Source organism: Helicobacter pylori SA221C (genome assembly GCF_000476855.1).
GTDB lineage: Bacteria > Campylobacterota > Campylobacteria > Campylobacterales > Helicobacteraceae > Helicobacter > Helicobacter pylori_DK.
Map to the genome: position 1 here is coordinate 170,083 of NZ_CBPT010000001.1, position 18,580 is coordinate 188,662.

The following is an 18,580-nucleotide window of genomic DNA, read 5'->3' on the forward strand; positions in this document are numbered from 1 at the left end:
TCACCCGTTCAACAAATCATAGAAGTTTGCATGCTCTAAATATTCTTGCTCCAATAACAGAACGCTTAATCGCTTGCAAGCTGCAATTTGTGGCTTTAAAAACTCCAGCTGCTCTTCATAAAGAACGCTTAAAGACTCTTTTGTAGGGGCTAAAAGAAGCTCACTGGCCATAAATTCATTCAAAAATTTCGCTTTTTGCAAATCTTGTTTGGACAAACTATAACGCTCTTTATAAAGCAACTCTAAAACAATTGTCCCGCTCAAATACACTTTAATGTAATTTTTAATCTCGCTCTCGCTATGGATTTTATTTTCATTAAAAGCGATAAATTCCCCCAATAAAGGCGCTTTATCAAATTCAATTTCCAGCCAATACGCGCTCAAGGCTTTCGCGCTTTGATACAAAGCGACTAATTCTTTTTGGTTTTCGTCTAAGGTTTGGGGCTTTTTCTTGCCATAAGCGATCTTGTCTTTCACTTCTAAAATGTCGCTCTCAGTGATTTCAACTCGTTGGTGTTTTAGGGCGTTTAAAGCGCTTTCATTGATTAAAGTCGCTAACATCGCCCCGCTGAAACCCACGCAAATTTTAGCGATCTTAAGATAATTGAGCGCATGCTTTTTGTTTTCTAAAAGCTTTTCTAAAATGCTCTGCCTTTCTAACAAATCCGGTAAAGAAATGAAAATGCGCCGATCAAATCGTTTGCTCCTTAATAGCGCCTCATCCATCACTTCCATTTGGTTAGTCGCTCCTATCACCACCACCTCATCGTTTTGTAAAAACCCATCCATTTCGGTTAAAAGCTGATTGAGCGTGGCCTCTCTTTCATCGCTCCTATGCCCTCCCCTAGCCTTACCCAAAGCGTCAATTTCATCAATAAAAATAATAGAGGGGGCATGCCTTTTAGCGTGCATGAAAAGTTCATGCACTTTTTTAGCCCCAGCCCCCACATAAATTTGAGAAAACGCGCTCCCGCTTTCATAAAAAAACGGCACTCTGGCTTCACTCGCTAAGGCTTTAGCGATCATGGTTTTCCCCACTCCAGGAGGCCCGATTAAAAGCACGCCTTTAGGGAGAAAAATCCCTAAATCCTGGTATTTTTTAGGGTTTTTTAAATAATCTATCACTTCTAATAATTCTTCTTTAACTTCATCCACCCCTGCAATATCTTCAAAACGCACCCCTAGTGCATCGTATCGCTGGAATGCATTTTCCAATTCGTTTTTGTGCGCGCTTTCTAAACTCATTTTAGTATCCAATCGTTTAGGCAAGCGCCAAAAGATCCCAAAAAGCATGCTAGAAATGAAAAAAAGCAACGCCAAAAAGATTTTAGAAACCTTGCTTAAATTTTCTCGTTTTTCTATGGGCATGCTTTCTGGGATTTTATAGGCTCTTAAAAAGGCTTCTTTGTTGGTTTTATAAAGACCCTTGTTAGCATAAAAATAATTTTCATCTTCAATTAGAGTTTGCTTAGGGTGAGATTGGATCACATAAAAAAAGTCCTTACCCGATATGAGCCTAGAAACATCGCTTAAAATTAAAAAAAGAAGCAAGCAAAAAGTAAGGATCAAAAACCCTAACGCCAAAACAAGCGAGCGGTTTTTAATGCGTTTAAAGGGAGCGGTGAGGTTTTCTAAAAATTTAGAAAACGGCATGATTTTCCCTCTCCTTAATTTCATACTCTTTGATTTCTAAAAAACTAGCCCTTAAAGGCTTATCGCTTTTGATTTTAATGGGGTTGAAAAATTGATCTAAGGCTTTAAATTCGCCATCTTTTTGCGCTTCCACTAGGGCTTTTAGGGGCGTGTTGAGCTTGAGTTGCAATTGCCTGAACGCCTTATTTTTATGAAAAATCAAATCTTTAATCGCATTCAAACGCTTTTTAGAATCTTCCAAGCTCACGCTATCAGTCATCAAGCTAGAGGGGGTGTCTTTTCGTTTGCTGTAAATAAAAGGGTGGATGTGCGTTAAAGGCAAGCTTTCTAAATTTTTAAACGCTTTTTCAAAAACGCTTTCGCTCTCGCCCGGATGCCCCACAATAAAATCCGTGCCGATAGCAAAATTCTTAGAAGCGATTGTTTCTAATAATTCCCTATCGCTTTTAGTGCGGTTTCTTCGGTTCATTCTCTCTAGCATGAAATCATGGCTGTGCTGTAAAGCGATATGCAAATGTTTTTCTAAAAAATCCTCTTCTAAAAGCTCTAAAAATTCATCGTTGATTTGATTAGGCTCTAAGCTCCCAATCCTTATGCGTTTTAATCCAGCAATCTGGCTTAATTTTTTAATCAATCGTGCGATATTGCTCCCTTTATCTTTCCCATAGCTCCCCACGTTAGTGCCGGTTAAAACCACTTCTTGAACCCCTTTAGAGCATAAAAGGCCCACTTGCTCTAAAATTTTCCTCTCTTCAAAACTCCTAGCCCTCCCTCTCACGCTTGGGATAATGCAATAATTGCAATCAAAATCACAGCCTTCTTGGATCTTGATAAACGCCCTAGTTTTTCCCACAAACTCGCTCACCATCGTAGTGTCTAAGTGCTTGTTTTCTAAATTGTCATCTATAAAAAAACGCTTTTTTTCTTGTAAAAGCGCGTTAATCTTTTCTTTGTTGTCATGCCCAAAAACGCCCTTTAAAAACCCTTTTTCAAAAAGCTCTTTGCCTTGGGTTTTCACCCCGCAACCAGTAAATAGCACTTCCTTATCCAATCGCGCCATTTTTTTAGCGTAACTCCTTACCGCGCTATCGGCCCCATTAGTCACGGTGCAAGAATTGATCACAATAATATCGGCTTCTTGTTCTTCTAAGGTCGCGCTAAAATCCTTCAAATTCTCGCCCATCACTTGCGTGTCAAAAAGATTCGTCCTGCACCCAAAAGTTTTGAAATAGACTTTTTTCATTTTTGTTCCCTTTTATTCCCAAAACCATCGCCTAGAAAATCAGCATCCACTTTAAGCAGCTTGCTGGTCGTATAAGCGATATGGATATTTTCTTCTTTCAAAAACGCTTCAACGATTTCAGCCACAATCTTGCTCCTTAAAGACATGGTCGCATACGAATTGGTTTGATACCACACCGAGATTTTTATCCCGTTACTTTCAGGCATCAAAAAGCATCGAGGCTTCACGCTCAAACTCCTTAAAGAATACCGGTCGCGCATTTTATTGAGCTGTTTATAGGTGATATCCGTGTATTCTTTAGACAATTCTGTAGCGATGTTGAGCGCAATTTTAGAAGCTTTTTTAAAATCAGAATCAAATGTAATGCAAAAATCCACCCCATCCCAAACCGTTTTCATCCCAAAATGGCTGTAATTAGCAAACATGGTGGTGAAAATATAATTATTAGGCACAAAAATAATCCGGCCCGCTCTCCTGTTGTTCGTATAAGTGGTAAAGGTTACGTCTTCTAAAATCGTAATGTGCAACATAGAAATATCCAACACATCGCCAATAAAAATATCCGTCCCCTTAGCGATACGCACCCTATCGCCCACATGCACGCTCCCCCCAATCAAAATAATAAACCACCCAAGCAAGCTCATGAACAAATCTTTCATCGCAATCGCTAAACCCGCGCTCGCAAAGCCTAAAACCGTGACCAAGTAAGTAACATTTTCTAAATAAGAAAAAAGAAAGATCAAAATGATCACGCTCACATTCACGAAGTTAATGGCTTTATTCACGGTATAGACGCGCTCATTATTTTCAATGTATTTGCTGGAAATGATTTTTAAAATCCACGCAAACACCACGCTCAAAAGCGCCGCTAAAAACACATAAACCAATTTAAAAAGCTGGTTTTTAACTTGAGATTTAACAATGCTTATGGCTTCATCGCTGTCTTTTTGAAAAATCCCGATCGTGGTTTTTAGAATGTTTTGAGCCCCTTGCAATTCTAAGCGTTTGGCTTGAGTTTGATAAATCTCATCGCTTAGTTTCGCGCTTTTATCCAAGGCATGCCACTGATTTAAAAGCTGGTGTTTTTGATCTAAAAGCTTTAAAACTTCTTCTAAAGCAGTTTGGTTATTTTTAAGATTTTCATGCTTTAAATGCATGCTTTTAATGAAAGAAATGCCATCAATGATCGCAATAGGGTTAGCGATATTGGGGATATTGGGGATATTAGGGCGCTCTATCAAGTCCTTAAAAGGATTGACCCCATAGCTTTCAAACATTTTTTGCTGGGACTCTAAAGCCTTTAGGGTGTGCTCTAAGGTGCTAATCTTTAATAAATCCTTGCTTTTTTTGTTTTTTAAACGCCTTAACTCCTGTCTCACGCTCTCTTTTTCGGTATAAATTTGATTGTAGATCTTATAGTTTTCAAATTTTTTCAACCACACGTTATCGTCTTTGGCGAGTTTTTTATCCACCAAAGCCATTTGTTTTTGTATGGACAATAGCTCTTGGCTTTTATCTTCTGCTTGTAAAAACAAAAAACAAAAGAATAATAATACCCTTAATGCCATTTTTCTAACACCTTTAAAATCGTTTCTTTAGGGATATGAGAGGCAGCCTCAAACGCTCCAATGCCTTTGGGCAGAATGAATTTGATTGTCTTATTTTCGCTTTTTTTGTCTAAAAACAAGCGTTCGTAAAATTTTTGAAGATCAAGGATTTGGTAATTGAATATCAAATCAAATTTTTTCAATAAATTTTCTATGCGTTCGTATTCTTTTAGAGTGAGCATGCCTAAAGAAAGGGCTAAATCATTAGCCATGCGCATGCCAATAGCGATCGCTTCGCCATGCAAAAATCGCTCATAATCAGTCTCTTTTTCTATCGCATGCCCAAAGGTATGCCCGTAATTCAACCCGGCCCTGATGTTTTGCTCTTTTTCATCTTGTATAATAACTTGAGCTTTGATACTGACGCTTTGGAAAACCACTTCTTCTAAACAATCTTTTAAATCCTTTGTTTCCAATCTTTCTACCAAGTTTTTATCAAAACACACCGCCATTTTAATGATTTCAGCAACCCCTGCTTGAAATTCCCTTTTTTCAAGGGTTTTTAAAAAAGCTAAATCAATATAAACCGCTTCAGGCTGGTGGAACGATCCGATTAAGTTTTTGCCATAAGGCGTATTGATCCCTGTTTTCCCCCCCACGCTCGCATCCACTTGAGAAAGTAAAGTCGTAGGGATATTAATAAAACCAATCCCCCTAAAATAAATACTGCTCGCAAACCCCACCATATCGCTTATCACTCCCCCACCAAGGGCTATCATTAAAGAATGGCGGTTTAATTGCATTTCAAAGGCATTGTTTAAAATCCGCTCTAACGAATGAAAATTCTTGTATTTTTCCCCGGACTCTATCACGCACACTCTGACTTCTAAGGCTTTCAAGCGCTTTAATAAATACGATAAATGCAACCCGGCCACGATGCTATCGCTAATGATGAGCGCTTTTTGTTTCAATTTTATTTCAGGCAGTTCCCCCAAAAACACTTTATAGCTTTTTTCTTTTAAAGGGATTACAATTTCTTGCATTCTTTCACTCCGCTACAGGGATAAAAATTTGAGGGTTATCATCGTTTAAAAACGCTAATTTTTCCACTTTAGTGGATAAAAACCACCAAAAGCGCGTGTGCGTGATGCACTCTTCAAAAGGCATGAAATGCAAAATGGGATTTCTTAAAGAATTGAGATACATGATAGGATTTCTAATATCGGTTTGAAAAATCTCAATCTTGCGGTTGAGCGTGTTGGCTAAATTTTCATAATGATTGACAATCTCGTTTTTATAGCGCTTGTTAGGGTCAAAATCATAGAGCAACAAGCCCAAATCCATTTGCATAGACACATCAAAAATCACTGAAGACATGTCCTCATTAATATCCAAGCTTTCATTCAATACCACCACGCTTTGAGAGGTTTTAGACAAGCCGGAAATGTTGGTTTTATAAACCGGGGTGGCTGTTTTATACAAGGCCTTTCGGTGTTTTTTAGATAAAAAAAGCTCTCTGCCTACCACGATTAGGCCCATTTTTTTCTGGTGATCTTCATGGAGTTTTTGGATAAAACTTTTCCCGTAAAAATCAAAATTCACTTCAATGCTTTCGGTTTCTAGCGATAAAAATTTATGGTAAAACTTAGGGCTAGTGGGGTGTAAAACCTGGATATAGAGCTTGTAGCTCTTTAAATGTTTGTGCAAAAACAAGGCTTGATACACATCGCGCATCATCGCTTTTCGGCTTTGTAAGCACATATCAATGTATAAATAAATGCTCTTACCAAAGGGGGCTGGGAACTGCCCCACATTGCTTTTGACTTGATGATACACCGCGTTTAAAATTTCCGGATTGCCCGCCACTAATAGAATGTCTCGCGGCTGGATAACCAAAGATTTAGTGGAGAGCAACAAAACATCGTTGCGATAAAGCCCTACAATCCTGTATTCTTTTTGCCTGATAGAGCCAATATGCCTGTAAGCAAAAATACTCCCAAAAGGCACATCAATCTCCATGATCTCGCCCTTGCCTAACCCAAACTCTCTAGGGGTGCTAGGGATATTAGGCAAACGAGAAATGAATTTATTGGCTAAAACTTCAAATTCATCAATCAAAATAAGCTTTTCATCTTTATTTTCTTCATTATTTTCTAAAGTTTTTTCACCATCTTTTTTCACGCTCAAAACCACGCGCATGCGTTTGAAATGGGTTTGAATGATTTTATGAATGATGCGCTGTTCTTTAAAATCTTGTATGATTAAAAACGCATCGCTCACCTCATCGTTTAACACTTGCAAAAGCCTGAAACTAGAAGTCGCATCAAAACAATAAAAAGCGAAAGTGCTCGGGTAGTTTTTAGGGATAAGACTCTCATTTTTGACAACCACTATATAAAAATTATGATTAGAATAATGCCTTAGCACCAAGTCTAAAAAATTTTTTGCTACAATGCCATCTAGAATAAGGGCGATTTTTTTCAATTCCAAACTTCCTAAAAAATGATTACGCCATTATATCCAAGATTAAGGCTTAAACGATGGATTTTCAACTCCAAGCGACTGACAAACACGCGCGAGCTGGTCTTTTAAATTTAGCCCATTCTCAAGTGGCAACGCCTGTTTTTATGCCAGTAGGCACGCAAGGCTGTATCAAATCTTTAGACGCTATGGATGCGCAAGAAATTTTAGGCGCTAAACTCATTTTAGCCAACACCTATCACATGTATTTAAGGCCGGGCGAAAAGGTCGTTGAGAAATTAGGGGGCTTGCATCGTTTCGCTCAATTTCAGGGGAGTTTTTTAACCGATAGTGGGGGGTTTCAAGCCTTTAGTTTGAGCGATAATGTTAAGTTGCAAGAAGATGGGATTGTTTTTAAATCCCATATTGATGGGAGCAAGCATTTATTCACGCCCGCTAAAGTTTTGGATATTCAATATTCTTTGAATAGCGATATTATGATGGTTTTAGACGATTTAGTGGGCTTGCCCGCTCCCTTAAAACGCCTTGAAGAATCCATTAAAAGAAGCGCTAAATGGGCGAATCTCAGCCTAGAATACCACAAAGAAAAAAACCGCCCTAACAACAACCTTTTTGCCATTATCCAGGGTGGGACGCATTTGAAAATGCGCAGCCTTAGCGTGGGGTTAATGCATGAGGGTTTTGATGGCTATGCTATAGGCGGTTTAGCGGTGGGGGAAAGCGTGAATGAAATGCTAGAAACCATCGCACACACCGCCCCCTTGCTCCCTAAAGACAAGCCTCGCTACTTGATGGGCGTAGGCACGCCTGAAAATATCCTAGACGCTATCGGTTTAGGGGTGGATATGTTTGATTGCGTGATGCCCACCAGAAACGCCAGAAACGCCACCCTTTTCACGCATTCTGGCAAAATTTCTATCAAAAATGCGCCCTATAAATTGGATGATACCCCCATTGAAGAAAATTGCACTTGTTATGCTTGCAAACGCTATTCTAAAGCCTATTTGCACCATTTGTTTAGGGCTAAAGAACTCACTTACGCTCGTTTGGCCAGTTTGCACAATTTGCATTTTTATTTAGAGCTAGTTAAAAACGCCAGAAACGCCATTTTAGAAAAGCGGTTTTTGAGTTTTAAAAAAGAATTTTTGGAGAAATATCACTCCCGCTCTCATTGAATGATGGAATGTAAAAATACTAAAAAGCGTTTTTTACCATCAATAAAAGTTTTCTTAAAAATAAGGCTTTAGTTTTTAATTTTTGATTAAAACAAAACCCTATCTTTGATAAATTTCAGGGTGGGTGCTTTTAAAACGCCTGTGGAACCAAAAATAACTTTCCGGGTGGTTTCTAATTACCTCTTCGCACAAACTCGCTTGGGCTTGCGTGCATTCTAAAATATCGTTTTCAGCATTATCGGTGATTTGAGAGCGGATACTTTCGTAATAAGTCGCTGTATAATGCGAATAATCGTCATTAAAATCAATGAATACCGGCTGGATGTCTATATTGTAACGGCGCGATAAAATAGAAGCGATCGTGGTGTGCGTAGCGTCTTTATTAAAGAATTTCACCACCACCCCATCTTTAGGCACGACATTTTGATCCACTAAAATCCCCACAAGGCCATTGCCTTGATTATACATTTTAATGAGTTCTTTCATCGCTCCCACTTTATTGACAAAACGCACCCCAAACGCTTCTCGCCTACTCATGATCATGTGGTTGATGGGGGCAAATTTAGTCAAACGCCCCAAACACCCCCTACCATAATTTTCATAATATTGCGCTAAAGTCGTGCCTACCGCTTCCCAATAGCCAAAATGCATGCATAAAGTGATCGCTTGGCCTTCCTTGTTTAAAGACTTCCACACATTCTCTTCATTGATGAGCGTGAAACGAGCGTCGTATTCATCTTTAGGGATAAAAATCACCCTGATGGTTTCTAAAATGATGAAAGCAAAATTTTCATAACCCTTTTTAATAATCCTTTTTTTCTCTTCTTCGCTTTTAGAATCCCCAAACACAAAATCCAAATTAGCTTTAGCGTCAAAATAACGACGCCTATCAAAAGTTTTCATCAGCCACGCCACAGCTTTAATGCACCTTAAAAACCACGAATGGGGCATTTTAGCCAAAATAAACCCTAAAATATTCACTAAAGATTCCACGATAAGAATACTCAAAATGCGTAATTCCGTTTTCAAACCCTTGTCGTCTTGGTTCAATATCTTTTCGTGTATGAGTCGTTCTTTATAAGTCATTCTTTTTCCTTTAAGATATTTAAAACGCATTCTTTAATTTTTTTAGGCTCTATGTTTTGGATAGAAAAATCCTTTTTATGGTAGTTGGCGTTTGAATTACCGGTGAGCGAAATATTGATCGGGCTTTCTAATTTAAAACGCTCCATGGGCGTGTTGCCATAAAGGGTGATGCTAGCTTTTTGCAACGCCCATGCTAAATGCGTAATGCCCGTATCGCCCCCAATGATCAAATCCATTTTAAAGAGCAACGCCTTAACCTCGTTTAAAGTGAGTTTAGGGAGCAATAACGCATCGCGTTGGTGTTTTAAAGCGTGATAAAGCGTAGTGGCTTTATGTTCATCAGCATGCCACAACAAGCAAATTTGAAAATTTTCTAGCATCAAAGCCAGATCTTTAAAACGCTCTATAGGGTAAGTTTTATTGATTTTAGAAGTTTCTAAAACAAAAAGGATTTTTGGCTTATTCTTATTCAAATTTAACGCATCAATTTTTGGAGAATCTTGGTAAGAAAACACTTTAGTCCTAGAGCTTAAGCTCTCTGAAATTTCGTTTTTGGGCAAGTTTAGGGCTTGAGAAAGGAGCGTGAAATTGCGCTTTAAAATGGGCTCATCATAAGCGATAGAAACTTTTTGCGAGTAAAAAAACGCGCTCAAACCCTCTCTAGCCGAAGCGTAATCAAAGCCGACTTTTTTAGGGGCTTTCAACATTTGAGTGATGAGAGCGGATTTGACTAGGCCTTGCATGTCAATGATTATATCGTATTCATAAGCCCTTAAAGATTTAAAAAGTTTGAAAATCTTCAAAGGGTTAAAGGTTGTAAGCACGCTTTTTAAAGCGATGGGGTGTAATTTATCAATATAGGGGGAATGCTCTAAAATCGCGCTGAATCTTTCATCCACGAACCATTCTATTTGGGCGTCAGTGAAACGCTCTTTAATGGCCGCTAAAAATACCGCGCTCACGATAATATCCCCAAGTGCTGAAAGCCTGACAATCGCTATTTTCAAGCAAACTCTATCGTCAAAGGAATGGGCTTAACGAGTTTGGGGAGCATCTCTTTAGCCAAGTAAAGCACATCATTAGAATGGATCACAAGCTTGTTTTTTTCTAGCGTGTATTTTAAATGGTGGCTGTCTGTTAGGCACAAATTTTCGGCTAAAGAAAGGATAAAACTCAACCATTGCAAGGTTAAAAGGCTTGGCATCATCGCGCTCATGTGGGCGATAGCGTTGTCTTTAGGGATTTTTTTATGGCTGAATTGGGCTAATAAGCAAATGATCGCTCTATCCTGGTGGCTAAAGCCATAACTCAAAGCGTTTAAAATAAAATACGCACTGTGCTTGTGGGCTAAATAGACGCTTAAAATCTTACCCATGCTCGCTAATTCCCCCGCAATCTTTAAATGGAAAAGGTATTTTTCATCTATTTTATGCAAAGGCGATAAGGCTTCAAACAATTTCACGCATTCTTTTTTGACCTTTTGGCTGTGCTTTTCATGGGGCAAAAAGCGATCTTTTAAAGAGATGAGAGAGGGGTTGATATTGGGGGGGAATTTATGGTAATGGTGGCGCAATAAATCGCTCAAAAACACGCCTTCTCTCACCCCCACCCCACTAGTGATCATTAAAGAAGTTTTTAAATGCTCCAAAACGACTGATAGAATCAACGCCCCGCTCCTGATACTATCCAAACGCTCTTCATTCACCCCCAAAAGCCGTAATTGATCTTCTTTAAGCATGACGATTTTTTCAATGAACGCTAAATTTTTATGTGCATCTATTTCATAGCCATGCAAAGAATCAATAGGGTAATCAAAGCGTTTCATGAGTATCTTACTCAACGCTCTGATCGTCCCCCCCACCCCAAAGGCGTTTTTGTGTTTAAAGGGCAGTTTAGAGACTTCTTTTTGGATAAAGGCTTTAGCCAATTTGACCTCTAAGTCCTTGTCTAAAAACATTTCTTTAATGCGAATCGTGCCGACGTCAAGCGAGATTAAGTCCTTAATCTTGCCTTTTTCAATCAACGCGCACTCCGTGCTACCCCCTCCAATATCTATCGTGATCCCTGAATTTTTATGCAACAAATTCGCGCACGCGATTCCGCCATAGAGTGCTTCTTTTTGCCCATCAATGATTTTGATTTGCAAACCGCAAGCCTTTTTCACCCTCGCTACAAACTCCAGCCGATTAGGGGCATCGCGCACCGCTGAGGTCGCCACGCACAAGATTTTTTTGCTTTTGTATTTAAAAGCGATTTCTTTAAATTCGCTCAAGGCTTTAACGGCTCTTTGCATGGGGATTTCTTGTAAGATTCCATTAAACGCATAACAGCCCTCTGAAATCCTAACCTTAGACTTAGTCTCAAAAAGCAAGTAAAACCCAAACTGGCTCGTCTTTTTAAAGACAGCCAAACGCACTGAATTAGAGCCTATATCAATCACGGTTGTGATTTTAGCCATTGCTAGCCTTTAATCTTGCTCTTTTAAGCTTTCATATTTGTATTTCAGTTCCTCTTTGCTCTCTGCATTGTTAGGATCCGGTAAAATCGCATCTACAGGGCATACGCTCACGCAACGAGGCTCATCATCATCATACCCGTAACACTCCGTGCATCTATCCGGATCAATATTATAAATAGGATCGCCCTCTTCAATCGCCTCACTAGGGCATTCTTCTCTGCAAGCATCGCACGCAATGCATTCATCATTCACCAATAATGACATGACTAACTCCTTTTAAAAAGTTTGAATACGATTTTTACTCTAAATTAGCTTAAAATTCAATCTAAAAAGACTATTTTTTTTTGATTATAAGAATAGGGGCTATTTTCCAACACGCCTAAAACCCCTAAATCTTTTAAATGGGTGTAGTCTTGTTTGTGGGTTTCTACAAACACGCCTAAGCCCAAACGCCAAGAAAATTCTACCATGCCTTTTAGATCTTCTTTTAAAAGCTCTTCATCTAAAATGACCCCATCAGATCCTTGAACAAGCGATTCTAAAAGCTGGTAGTGGCTGATGAAAAAATCCTGATGGATAATCAAAGAGTTCGCATGGCGGCGCAATAACCCTAAAACTTCTAAATCAAACACGCTTGGCGCGCCTATTTCGTATAATCCTTTGAAATTGACAATGACGCAATCGGTGTGGGTGTTTTCTTTCAAAAGCTTTTCTAAAACCTCATCAGGGGTTACAAAAACACAATCTTTGGTTTGAGGAATGACTCTAGGCAAGTAAGGGTTATACGACAGGCTTTTACCTAACATTTCATAAGAAAGCATGCCCTCTTTTAAGGCTAAGCTTTTTTGTAAATTTTCTAAAATCCCTATTTCTTGCATTCTTGAATGATCTTATTGTGTTCTTTTAATTCGGGTTCGGCTTGGATAGACTCTTTAGCGATGCTAGAAAAGATTTTTTTAGCCTCCAAGCAATTCCCTAATTTGTAATAACCCCATGCTAAAGAATCCAAATAAAGCACTGAGCCAGAATCCAACGCTAAGGCTTTCCTCACAAAATCCATGCCCCTTTTAATATCCATGTCATAATCTATTAAGGAATACCCTAAAAAATTATAAAAGAAAGCGTCTTGCGCGTCCTCTTTATCTTTGGTTTTAGCGAGTATTTGCTGGCGCTCTTTGGTGGCTTGCTCTAATTTTTGAATGATAGGCAGCATCTCTTGTTTGGTGAGTTTTTTATTTTTCGCGCTCAAGCTTTCATAATGATAAATAGCCTCTAATCCTAAGAATTTAGGGTCTTTTTTTTCTTGATAGATCAAAGAAGCTTGTTTGGAAGCTTGAGCGAATTTCTTTTGTGCGGTGTATAAGTCTAACAACAAACGCCTATCAAATGGGAATAATTCTGCGATTTGCTGGGCCTTATCAAACTCTTTTAACAAGATTAATACCCCTATATAAAATTGGGCGTTTTGCACAATAGGGTTTTTTTCATACAAACGAGCAAAAGTCGTTTTAGCCAAATCAAGCTCGTTAAATTGCGTGAAAGTGTTGAGCGCTTTTTGGCACAATTGCTCTGAGCAACCATACCTGTCTATATGAGATTGCAACAAATCCAAGCCCTCTTTTTTGCGGTTTTGCAAAAAATAGATTGTAATGAGTTTTTCTAGACTGTCTTCATCATGCACTTGGTTATAAAACTTATTCAACAACGGGAAAGCCTTATCCAAACGCTTTTGCGTCAAATACAAAGTCCCTAGCACATTGTCTGTGGCTATGGTCTTTTCTTCTTTACGGATTTTGTGCAACAATTCAATCGCCTTATCAATCTGCCCCATTTGCGCATAGCCATCCACTAAAATCTTATTGATAGAAACATCATTACGATTATTGGTGATTTTTTGATAGAGCATGGCTAAATGCATAGCGGTTTTAATGTCCCCTAAGCTCGCCGCTGAAATGGCCGCTTCTTTAGCATACACCACCTTATTGGTTTGCTTGTAAAGATTCATATAGCCTTTTTGAGCGGCAGCAAAATCCCCTCTATGGAAAGCGTCTGAACTCAACAGGATTTGATGATCTTCTGAAAGGGTTTCAGCCTTAAGGCAAGAAAACAGACTAAAAAGCAATATATTTGCTAAAAACCTTTTCTTTGTTTGAATATTCATTATTTTATTTCCTTTTTTGTATCACTATAGTGAATTTTAGCGCACTTTAGTTTCTTTGGTTTTTGGTGTAATGCCCGGACAGCTTTGACAAAAAGCTTCTTTTTGCTCTTTAGAGAAAGTTTTCACGCTCTCCCAAAAAGGAAAAGTTTGGCATTGTTTAGGGCGCACGCTATAAATCTGGCATTTTTTGGTTTCTAAATCCAAAAACACGCACGCCAAACCCAACTCTTTAGCGTCTTTTTCTAATAAAGAAAACTTATACCCCACCTTTTTAACGTATTTTTGACTGAATTCTTCTAATTCTAATTGTAAAAAAGCGCTAATTTTTTGCATTTCTTGGATATTTAAAAAAATATACCCGCTTTCCCCCACGCAACACTTTGCCCCACAACCCTCGCATGCCTTAGGATTAAAACTAAAATCAAAATCTTGCATTAAACCACCCCTAATCCTATTGGAGATCAATACTCACGCTAAATTGCACCAACAACCCTTCATCGTCTTTAGAGATTTTTAAAGGCAATTGGCTTTGAGCGCTCGGTAAATACTTGTTGATTAAGGTGAAAAAAAGATAGGTCTTTTCTAATTCGCTCGCTCTGGCCATGATAAAAAATTGGGTTTTTTGAAGGGGGTTTTGAGAGAGCAAGGGTTTGATTTTATAAGCGTCAAAACATTTTTTTAAAATCTTTTCTAAAATCCGCCTGGACTCTTCATCATTAAAAATCTTTAACAAGGATTCGCTGGTTTCTTTTTGATTGCGGTAATTGGTTAAGGCTGTTTCAAAATGCCTTTGCGCGTATTCTAAAACGCTTTTTTTACGATTTTCTTCTAAAAGGATTTTTTTCAATTCCAACATGCTAGGCCATAGAAAATACTCGGTATTCAACCAACCCAATAAGGAAAAAACCCCCAAAAAAATGAGGTTTTTAATGATAAACCCTACATCGCCTGATTGTTCTCTGTCTAAGTGTGAAAAATGCAATGGCTTCATTTAATAGACTCCGGGTTTTTTATTAGTAAGGAATTAGAAAAGTTGGTGGAGACAAAATTAAACCACCCGTCGCTTAAAGGGAAAAATTCCGCCCTAGAATAATCAAACATGGGGTTTAGTTTGTTTTGAAACAAAAAATAAAAGGCTTCTTTAGAAGGGGTTTTACCGCTAACCACCACGCTTTGCTGGTCTATTTCAATGCTATTAATAGTGATGAGATCTGGCACAATATTTAAAAGCCCTTGCAAAACATCTCGTATATCATCATTGTAATTCAGACGCTTTTTGGCTTCTTTAATGAGTTTTAAGGTTTCATCAGTCTTAACCTGCAAGCGGCTGATTTCATGGCGGTAAAGCCTTTCTTGAATCGTCAAACTAGACGCATTATCTTGAGTGTTTTTAATAGCGTTGTGCATAAACCCCACTAACCCCCCTATCACCACAAAAGATAAAAAAATGTAAAAAACCCAAATTTTAGAAAGCTTGCTGATAAGGTATTTCGCTCTTGGCTCAATGTAGCTAAAACGCATGCTTTTCATTCTCCATGCGCGCTAAAATGTTCAAGCGCTCCACTAAAGAAAAATCAAGCCTATCCACTTCTATCATCAAAGTTTCTTGCAAATGCATTAACGCTCTTTGGTGGATTTGGCAGCTGTCTAAAACAACCACTTTTTCTACAAAGTCAATATCTCTAGAATGATAAACGCTGCGCAATCCCTCTTGCAAAACATCTGCAATTAAAGGGATATTCGTCATGCCTTCAATCAAACTATAAGCGTCCTCTGTTATTTTTTCGCTATTATCCTTACTGCTATCTAGGCCTATCGCTTCTTCAAGGCTGTCAATATCTTCTTGGATTTCACTCAAAAACAAATTCACAGCCTCATTATCCATTTCCATAGAATCCTCTTCCTTGCTCTCTATAAATTCTTCAGGTTGTTCTTCTAAAAACACGGATTTGGCTAAAAAAATCTCTTTTTTATCCGCAATCAAAAAATAAAATCTTGAACGCTCCAAAAGCAAATACAACAACGGCTTATTTTCTAAATTATCGCGCACAAAATCATAAATAAGGCTAAAAGGCGAAAACAAAAAATCCACATCCTGGATTTTAAAACGCTTGAAATCCTTTAAAAAATCCTTAGATTCCACATAAACGCAATACTTTTGATTGACTTCACAAGCATGATAATCTTGATTTTCTTGTTTGATTTGTTCAAACGCCTGCTTTTCGCATAAAACCTCTTTAGCTTTACTCATCGCGCTGAAATAAGTGTAGGGGTATTTTTGGCTATAAGTTCTGGCGATTTTTAAGGCTTGAATAGGGACTTCACCATTTTTAGTCTCCACTTTAGTCTCAAAAGTTTTAAAAAATTTCTCTTTAATGCGATCGTTTTTGATCCTTATGACTTGAGTGGATAAAAGATTGTGATCCACATTAAAAGAGATATACACTTGAGAGCAAAACCTCTCCTTAAACGCTTTTTTTAACCCTTTAAGCACCCAAACCCCTTTGAGGTTCTTCAAACCCAACAGAATCCATGCGCGTCTTTAAATATTCTTTAGCCCTTGAAAGCTCCCATTCTTTAGGGATGATTACCGATTCTAACATGTAATAATGCACTTCGCTAAAAGGCTTAGGGATTTCAAATTGATCCCAAGTGTTCAACCGCCATGCGTTTTTACAAACCACCCGACAAGCGCTAATCCCCACGCCTGATTTTTGAGCTAAAGCGATCACCCCATCCGCTATGCTGTGTCGTGGGCCTTTAGGGCCATCAGGAGTGATAGCTACATCGCAACCTTCTTTCAATCGTTTAAGCCCTTCTATCAAAACCTTAACCCCCCCTTTTTTGCTAGATCCTCTAATGTTTTTAAAACCAAAGCTTTCAAACAAACCTGCCGCAATAGAGCCGTCAAAATGCTGGCTTGCGATCACATAAACAGAAGGTTTTTCAAGCCTTAAATACGCAAACCCGATCATGCCAAGCTCCCCATGCCAACAGCTTACAATAAAGGGTTTTTCTTTTAAATTTTGAGCTAAAAAATAGCGGTTTTTACAAGTTTTATGCAACAACCAAAGAACTCCAAACGCCAAACGAGGGACAACCTTTAAAACGATATTTTTCCTGAAAAATTTTAAGCTCAATTCTCGCCTTTAAACCCGCTTTTTCATTGGTTATTTTGATTAGTTGCCTTTGATGGCCGCCATCAAGCGCCCTTTGGAATGAGAAACAATCTCCACTTTTACAAGCTCGCCCGGATTTCTTTTTTCCTTACAAGTTACTTCAATGAATTTCCCCGTATCGCTGCGCCCCTCAAAACCCACGATTTGATTATCCATTTCACGCCTATTTTCCACCAACACCACATGCGTTTTGCCCACTTCTAGCTTGGCTTTTTCTTCTAAAATTTCTTTGTGCCTGTTTTGCAACCTCTCTAACCTTGAAGATGAAACCTCTAATGGCACTCTTTCTTTCCAAGCTCCCGCTTCAGTGAAAGGGCGTGGGGAATAAATGAAACTATAGAGCGTGTCAAAGCGCACTTTTTCTAGAACCTCCATTGTGTCTTCAAAATCCTTATCGCTCTCATTAGGAAAGCCTACGATAATATCCGTGCTAATGCCCACTTCAGGCACTAAAGCTTTTAACCTCTCCACCCGATTTAAAAACCACTCTTTACTATAACCTCTTCGCATCATCTTTAACACCGCGCTAGATCCGCTCTGTAAGGGCATGTGGATACTCTTGCACACTTTAGGGTTTTGGGCAAAGCGTTCTAAAAATGCATCATTCATGTGCAAGGGGTGAGGCGAAGTGAATCGTATCCTTTCAATGCCTGGAATTTCGCTCAATTTATCCAACAAATCGCTAAAATCCACTTTCGCATGCTCGCTACTGAAACGAACGCCGTAATTATTCACATTCTGCCCTAAAAGCATGAGCTCTTTAGTGCCGTTATTCGCTAATTTCTCAGCTTCTTTTAAAATCAAATCCATAGGGATAGAAATTTCTTTCCCCCTAGTGTGCGGGACAATGCAATAAGCGCATTTTTTATCGCAACCTATAGAGATGTTTAGTAACGATCGGATTTGAGCCTTTTTTTCAAAAAATTCAAAAGCATACGCGCTTTCATCATAATCAATCGCCACCTCAACGGCCTTTTCTTTATGGATCACTTGAGAGATTTTAGACACATTCCTAGCCCCTAACACAAAGCTCACGCTCGGGGCTTTTTTCAAAATATCCGCTCCCATGTGGCTTGCGGTGCACCCGCAAACCCCGATTTTGGCGTTGGGTTTTTTGATTTTAGCGAATTGACCGATTTCTGAAAACAATTTCCGTTCAGGTTTTTCGCGCACGCTGCAAGTGTTGATTAAAATCAAATCCGCTGTTTTAGGGTCGCTAGTCTCTTTATAATCCAGTTTGGATAGTTCGCTTAGTAGATGCTCGCTATCCCTAGAATTCATGGCACAACCCATGGTTTCAATATAAACTTTCAATACAAGCCTTTAAATAATGTGCAATTCATAAAGAAAATCTTTTTCATCAGTGCTGACCCTCACCTCATCTAAATAAGCCGTATGGCCTTTTTCTTTGAAAAAATCCACCGCTTTGAGCATGTCTTTGTGGGCGTTTGTGGGGGCAAAATAGAAAATAGAACGCTTGTCTTCACTGAATTTGCGATACAAATCCTCTAATTCCACGCTCTTAGCGTCTGATTTTCTCGTATTCTTGGCTAAAACTAATTTCATTGACTCTTTCCTTAATTGATTTGGATTGCTC

The 18,580-nt window shown here is 38.7% G+C and carries 19 protein-coding genes; 1 reads left to right on the forward strand and 18 read right to left on the reverse strand.

The features are described 5' to 3' along the window. Genes QU01_RS00830 through QU01_RS00850 form a run of 5 tightly spaced genes read right to left on the reverse strand, consistent with a single transcriptional unit; the run spans position 1 to position 6,927 of the window. The gene (locus QU01_RS00830) at positions 1–1,653 is read right to left on the reverse strand and encodes an AAA family ATPase (protein WP_033761470.1); all 1,653 of its coding nucleotides are present in this window, start codon (positions 1,651–1,653) and stop codon (positions 1–3) included. Further along, on the reverse strand, positions 1,640–2,896 hold the full coding sequence (gene mtaB, locus QU01_RS00835) for a tRNA (N(6)-L-threonylcarbamoyladenosine(37)-C(2))-methylthiotransferase MtaB (RefSeq protein WP_033761473.1): 1,257 nt from the start codon (positions 2,894–2,896) through the stop codon (positions 1,640–1,642). The genes QU01_RS00830 and mtaB overlap by 14 nt, the downstream gene beginning before the upstream one ends. Then, positions 2,893–4,464, reverse strand: coding sequence for a mechanosensitive ion channel family protein (locus QU01_RS00840; RefSeq protein WP_033761476.1), 1,572 nt, complete (start codon positions 4,462–4,464; stop codon positions 2,893–2,895). The genes mtaB and QU01_RS00840 overlap by 4 nt, the downstream gene beginning before the upstream one ends. Beyond that, positions 4,455–5,486 carry a 3-dehydroquinate synthase gene (gene aroB / locus QU01_RS00845; protein ID WP_033761478.1) on the reverse strand — a complete coding sequence of 344 codons (1,032 nt, stop codon included), beginning with the start codon at positions 5,484–5,486 and terminating at the stop codon, positions 4,455–4,457. Before aroB ends, QU01_RS00840 begins: the two co-directional genes overlap by 10 nt. Positions 5,487–5,490: 4 nt before the next feature. Beyond that, entirely contained in the window at positions 5,491–6,927 is a 1,437-nt protein-coding gene (locus QU01_RS00850; RefSeq protein WP_050579750.1) for a COG3400 family protein, read from the reverse strand. A gap of 56 nt (positions 6,928–6,983) precedes the next feature. Here QU01_RS00850 and tgt point away from each other — a divergent pair, with 56 nt between their 5' ends. Continuing rightward, on the forward strand, positions 6,984–8,099 hold the full coding sequence (tgt, locus tag QU01_RS00855; protein WP_033761483.1) for a tRNA guanosine(34) transglycosylase Tgt: 1,116 nt from the start codon (positions 6,984–6,986) through the stop codon (positions 8,097–8,099). A 99-nt stretch (positions 8,100–8,198) separates the two neighbouring features. Here tgt and QU01_RS00860 read toward each other — a convergent pair whose 3' ends face one another. The 13 genes from QU01_RS00860 to QU01_RS00920 are packed head-to-tail and all read right to left on the reverse strand — an operon-like array spanning position 8,199 to position 18,549. Then, positions 8,199–9,185, reverse strand: a complete 987-nt coding sequence (locus QU01_RS00860; protein ID WP_033761484.1) for a lipid A biosynthesis lauroyl acyltransferase — start codon at positions 9,183–9,185, stop codon at positions 8,199–8,201. Continuing rightward, positions 9,182–10,192: a lipopolysaccharide heptosyltransferase I gene (gene waaC, locus QU01_RS00865; RefSeq protein WP_033761486.1), complete on the reverse strand. Its 1,011-nt coding sequence runs from the start codon at positions 10,190–10,192 to the stop codon at positions 9,182–9,184. The genes QU01_RS00860 and waaC overlap by 4 nt, the downstream gene beginning before the upstream one ends. Further along, positions 10,189–11,643, reverse strand: coding sequence for a Ppx/GppA family phosphatase (locus tag QU01_RS00870; RefSeq protein ID WP_033761489.1), 1,455 nt, complete (start codon positions 11,641–11,643; stop codon positions 10,189–10,191). The genes waaC and QU01_RS00870 overlap by 4 nt, the downstream gene beginning before the upstream one ends. A gap of 9 nt (positions 11,644–11,652) precedes the next feature. Then, positions 11,653–11,907 carry a YfhL family 4Fe-4S dicluster ferredoxin gene (locus tag QU01_RS00875; RefSeq protein ID WP_000055463.1) on the reverse strand — a complete coding sequence of 85 codons (255 nt, stop codon included), beginning with the start codon at positions 11,905–11,907 and terminating at the stop codon, positions 11,653–11,655. A 56-nt stretch (positions 11,908–11,963) separates the two neighbouring features. After that, positions 11,964–12,521 carry a beta/alpha barrel domain-containing protein gene (locus QU01_RS00880; RefSeq protein WP_033761491.1) on the reverse strand — a complete coding sequence of 186 codons (558 nt, stop codon included), beginning with the start codon at positions 12,519–12,521 and terminating at the stop codon, positions 11,964–11,966. After that, positions 12,509–13,804, reverse strand: a complete 1,296-nt coding sequence (locus QU01_RS00885; protein ID WP_033761494.1) for a tetratricopeptide repeat protein — start codon at positions 13,802–13,804, stop codon at positions 12,509–12,511. Before QU01_RS00885 ends, QU01_RS00880 begins: the two co-directional genes overlap by 13 nt. 36 nt (positions 13,805–13,840) lie before the next feature. Beyond that, positions 13,841–14,239, reverse strand: a complete 399-nt coding sequence (locus tag QU01_RS00890; RefSeq protein ID WP_033761496.1) for a YkgJ family cysteine cluster protein — start codon at positions 14,237–14,239, stop codon at positions 13,841–13,843. A 16-nt stretch (positions 14,240–14,255) separates the two neighbouring features. Next, entirely contained in the window at positions 14,256–14,795 is a 540-nt protein-coding gene (locus QU01_RS00895; RefSeq protein ID WP_000803099.1) for a hypothetical protein, read from the reverse strand. Further along, on the reverse strand, positions 14,792–15,325 hold the full coding sequence (locus QU01_RS00900) for a hypothetical protein (protein ID WP_001212804.1): 534 nt from the start codon (positions 15,323–15,325) through the stop codon (positions 14,792–14,794). Before QU01_RS00900 ends, QU01_RS00895 begins: the two co-directional genes overlap by 4 nt. Then, the gene (locus QU01_RS00905; protein WP_033761497.1) at positions 15,315–16,298 is read right to left on the reverse strand and encodes a hypothetical protein; all 984 of its coding nucleotides are present in this window, start codon (positions 16,296–16,298) and stop codon (positions 15,315–15,317) included. The genes QU01_RS00900 and QU01_RS00905 overlap by 11 nt, the downstream gene beginning before the upstream one ends. Continuing rightward, positions 16,291–16,944 (reverse strand): lysophospholipid acyltransferase family protein, encoded by a 654-nt coding sequence (locus tag QU01_RS00910; RefSeq protein ID WP_025275647.1) that lies wholly within the window; start codon positions 16,942–16,944, stop codon positions 16,291–16,293. The genes QU01_RS00905 and QU01_RS00910 overlap by 8 nt, the downstream gene beginning before the upstream one ends. A gap of 39 nt (positions 16,945–16,983) precedes the next feature. After that, the gene (miaB, locus tag QU01_RS00915; protein ID WP_080248298.1) at positions 16,984–18,297 is read right to left on the reverse strand and encodes a tRNA (N6-isopentenyl adenosine(37)-C2)-methylthiotransferase MiaB; all 1,314 of its coding nucleotides are present in this window, start codon (positions 18,295–18,297) and stop codon (positions 16,984–16,986) included. Positions 18,298–18,306: 9 nt separating this feature from the next. Further along, entirely contained in the window at positions 18,307–18,549 is a 243-nt protein-coding gene (locus tag QU01_RS00920) for a nuclease (protein WP_000780061.1), read from the reverse strand. Positions 18,550–18,580: the final 31 nt, after the last annotated feature.

Excerpts from the sequence above, each read along its gene's own strand:
- QU01_RS00830 (WP_033761470.1), bottom strand. The coding sequence starts at position 1,653 with ATGCCGTTTTCTAAATTTTTAGAAAACCTCACCGCTCCCTTTAAACGC.
- mtaB (WP_033761473.1), bottom strand. The coding sequence starts at position 2,896 with ATGAAAAAAGTCTATTTCAAAACTTTTGGGTGCAGGACGAATCTTTTT.
- QU01_RS00840 (WP_033761476.1), bottom strand. The coding sequence starts at position 4,464 with ATGGCATTAAGGGTATTATTATTCTTTTGTTTTTTGTTTTTACAAGCA.
- aroB (WP_033761478.1), bottom strand. The coding sequence starts at position 5,486 with ATGCAAGAAATTGTAATCCCTTTAAAAGAAAAAAGCTATAAAGTGTTT.
- tgt (WP_033761483.1), top strand. The coding sequence starts at position 6,984 with ATGGATTTTCAACTCCAAGCGACTGACAAACACGCGCGAGCTGGTCTT.
- QU01_RS00860 (WP_033761484.1), bottom strand. The coding sequence starts at position 9,185 with ATGACTTATAAAGAACGACTCATACACGAAAAGATATTGAACCAAGAC.
- QU01_RS00870 (WP_033761489.1), bottom strand. The coding sequence starts at position 11,643 with ATGGCTAAAATCACAACCGTGATTGATATAGGCTCTAATTCAGTGCGT.
- QU01_RS00875 (WP_000055463.1), bottom strand. The coding sequence starts at position 11,907 with ATGTCATTATTGGTGAATGATGAATGCATTGCGTGCGATGCTTGCAGA.
- QU01_RS00880 (WP_033761491.1), bottom strand. The coding sequence starts at position 12,521 with ATGCAAGAAATAGGGATTTTAGAAAATTTACAAAAAAGCTTAGCCTTA.
- QU01_RS00885 (WP_033761494.1), bottom strand. The coding sequence starts at position 13,804 with ATGAATATTCAAACAAAGAAAAGGTTTTTAGCAAATATATTGCTTTTT.
- QU01_RS00890 (WP_033761496.1), bottom strand. The coding sequence starts at position 14,239 with ATGCAAGATTTTGATTTTAGTTTTAATCCTAAGGCATGCGAGGGTTGT.
- QU01_RS00895 (WP_000803099.1), bottom strand. The coding sequence starts at position 14,795 with ATGAAGCCATTGCATTTTTCACACTTAGACAGAGAACAATCAGGCGAT.
- QU01_RS00900 (WP_001212804.1), bottom strand. The coding sequence starts at position 15,325 with ATGCGTTTTAGCTACATTGAGCCAAGAGCGAAATACCTTATCAGCAAG.
- QU01_RS00920 (WP_000780061.1), bottom strand. The coding sequence starts at position 18,549 with ATGAAATTAGTTTTAGCCAAGAATACGAGAAAATCAGACGCTAAGAGC.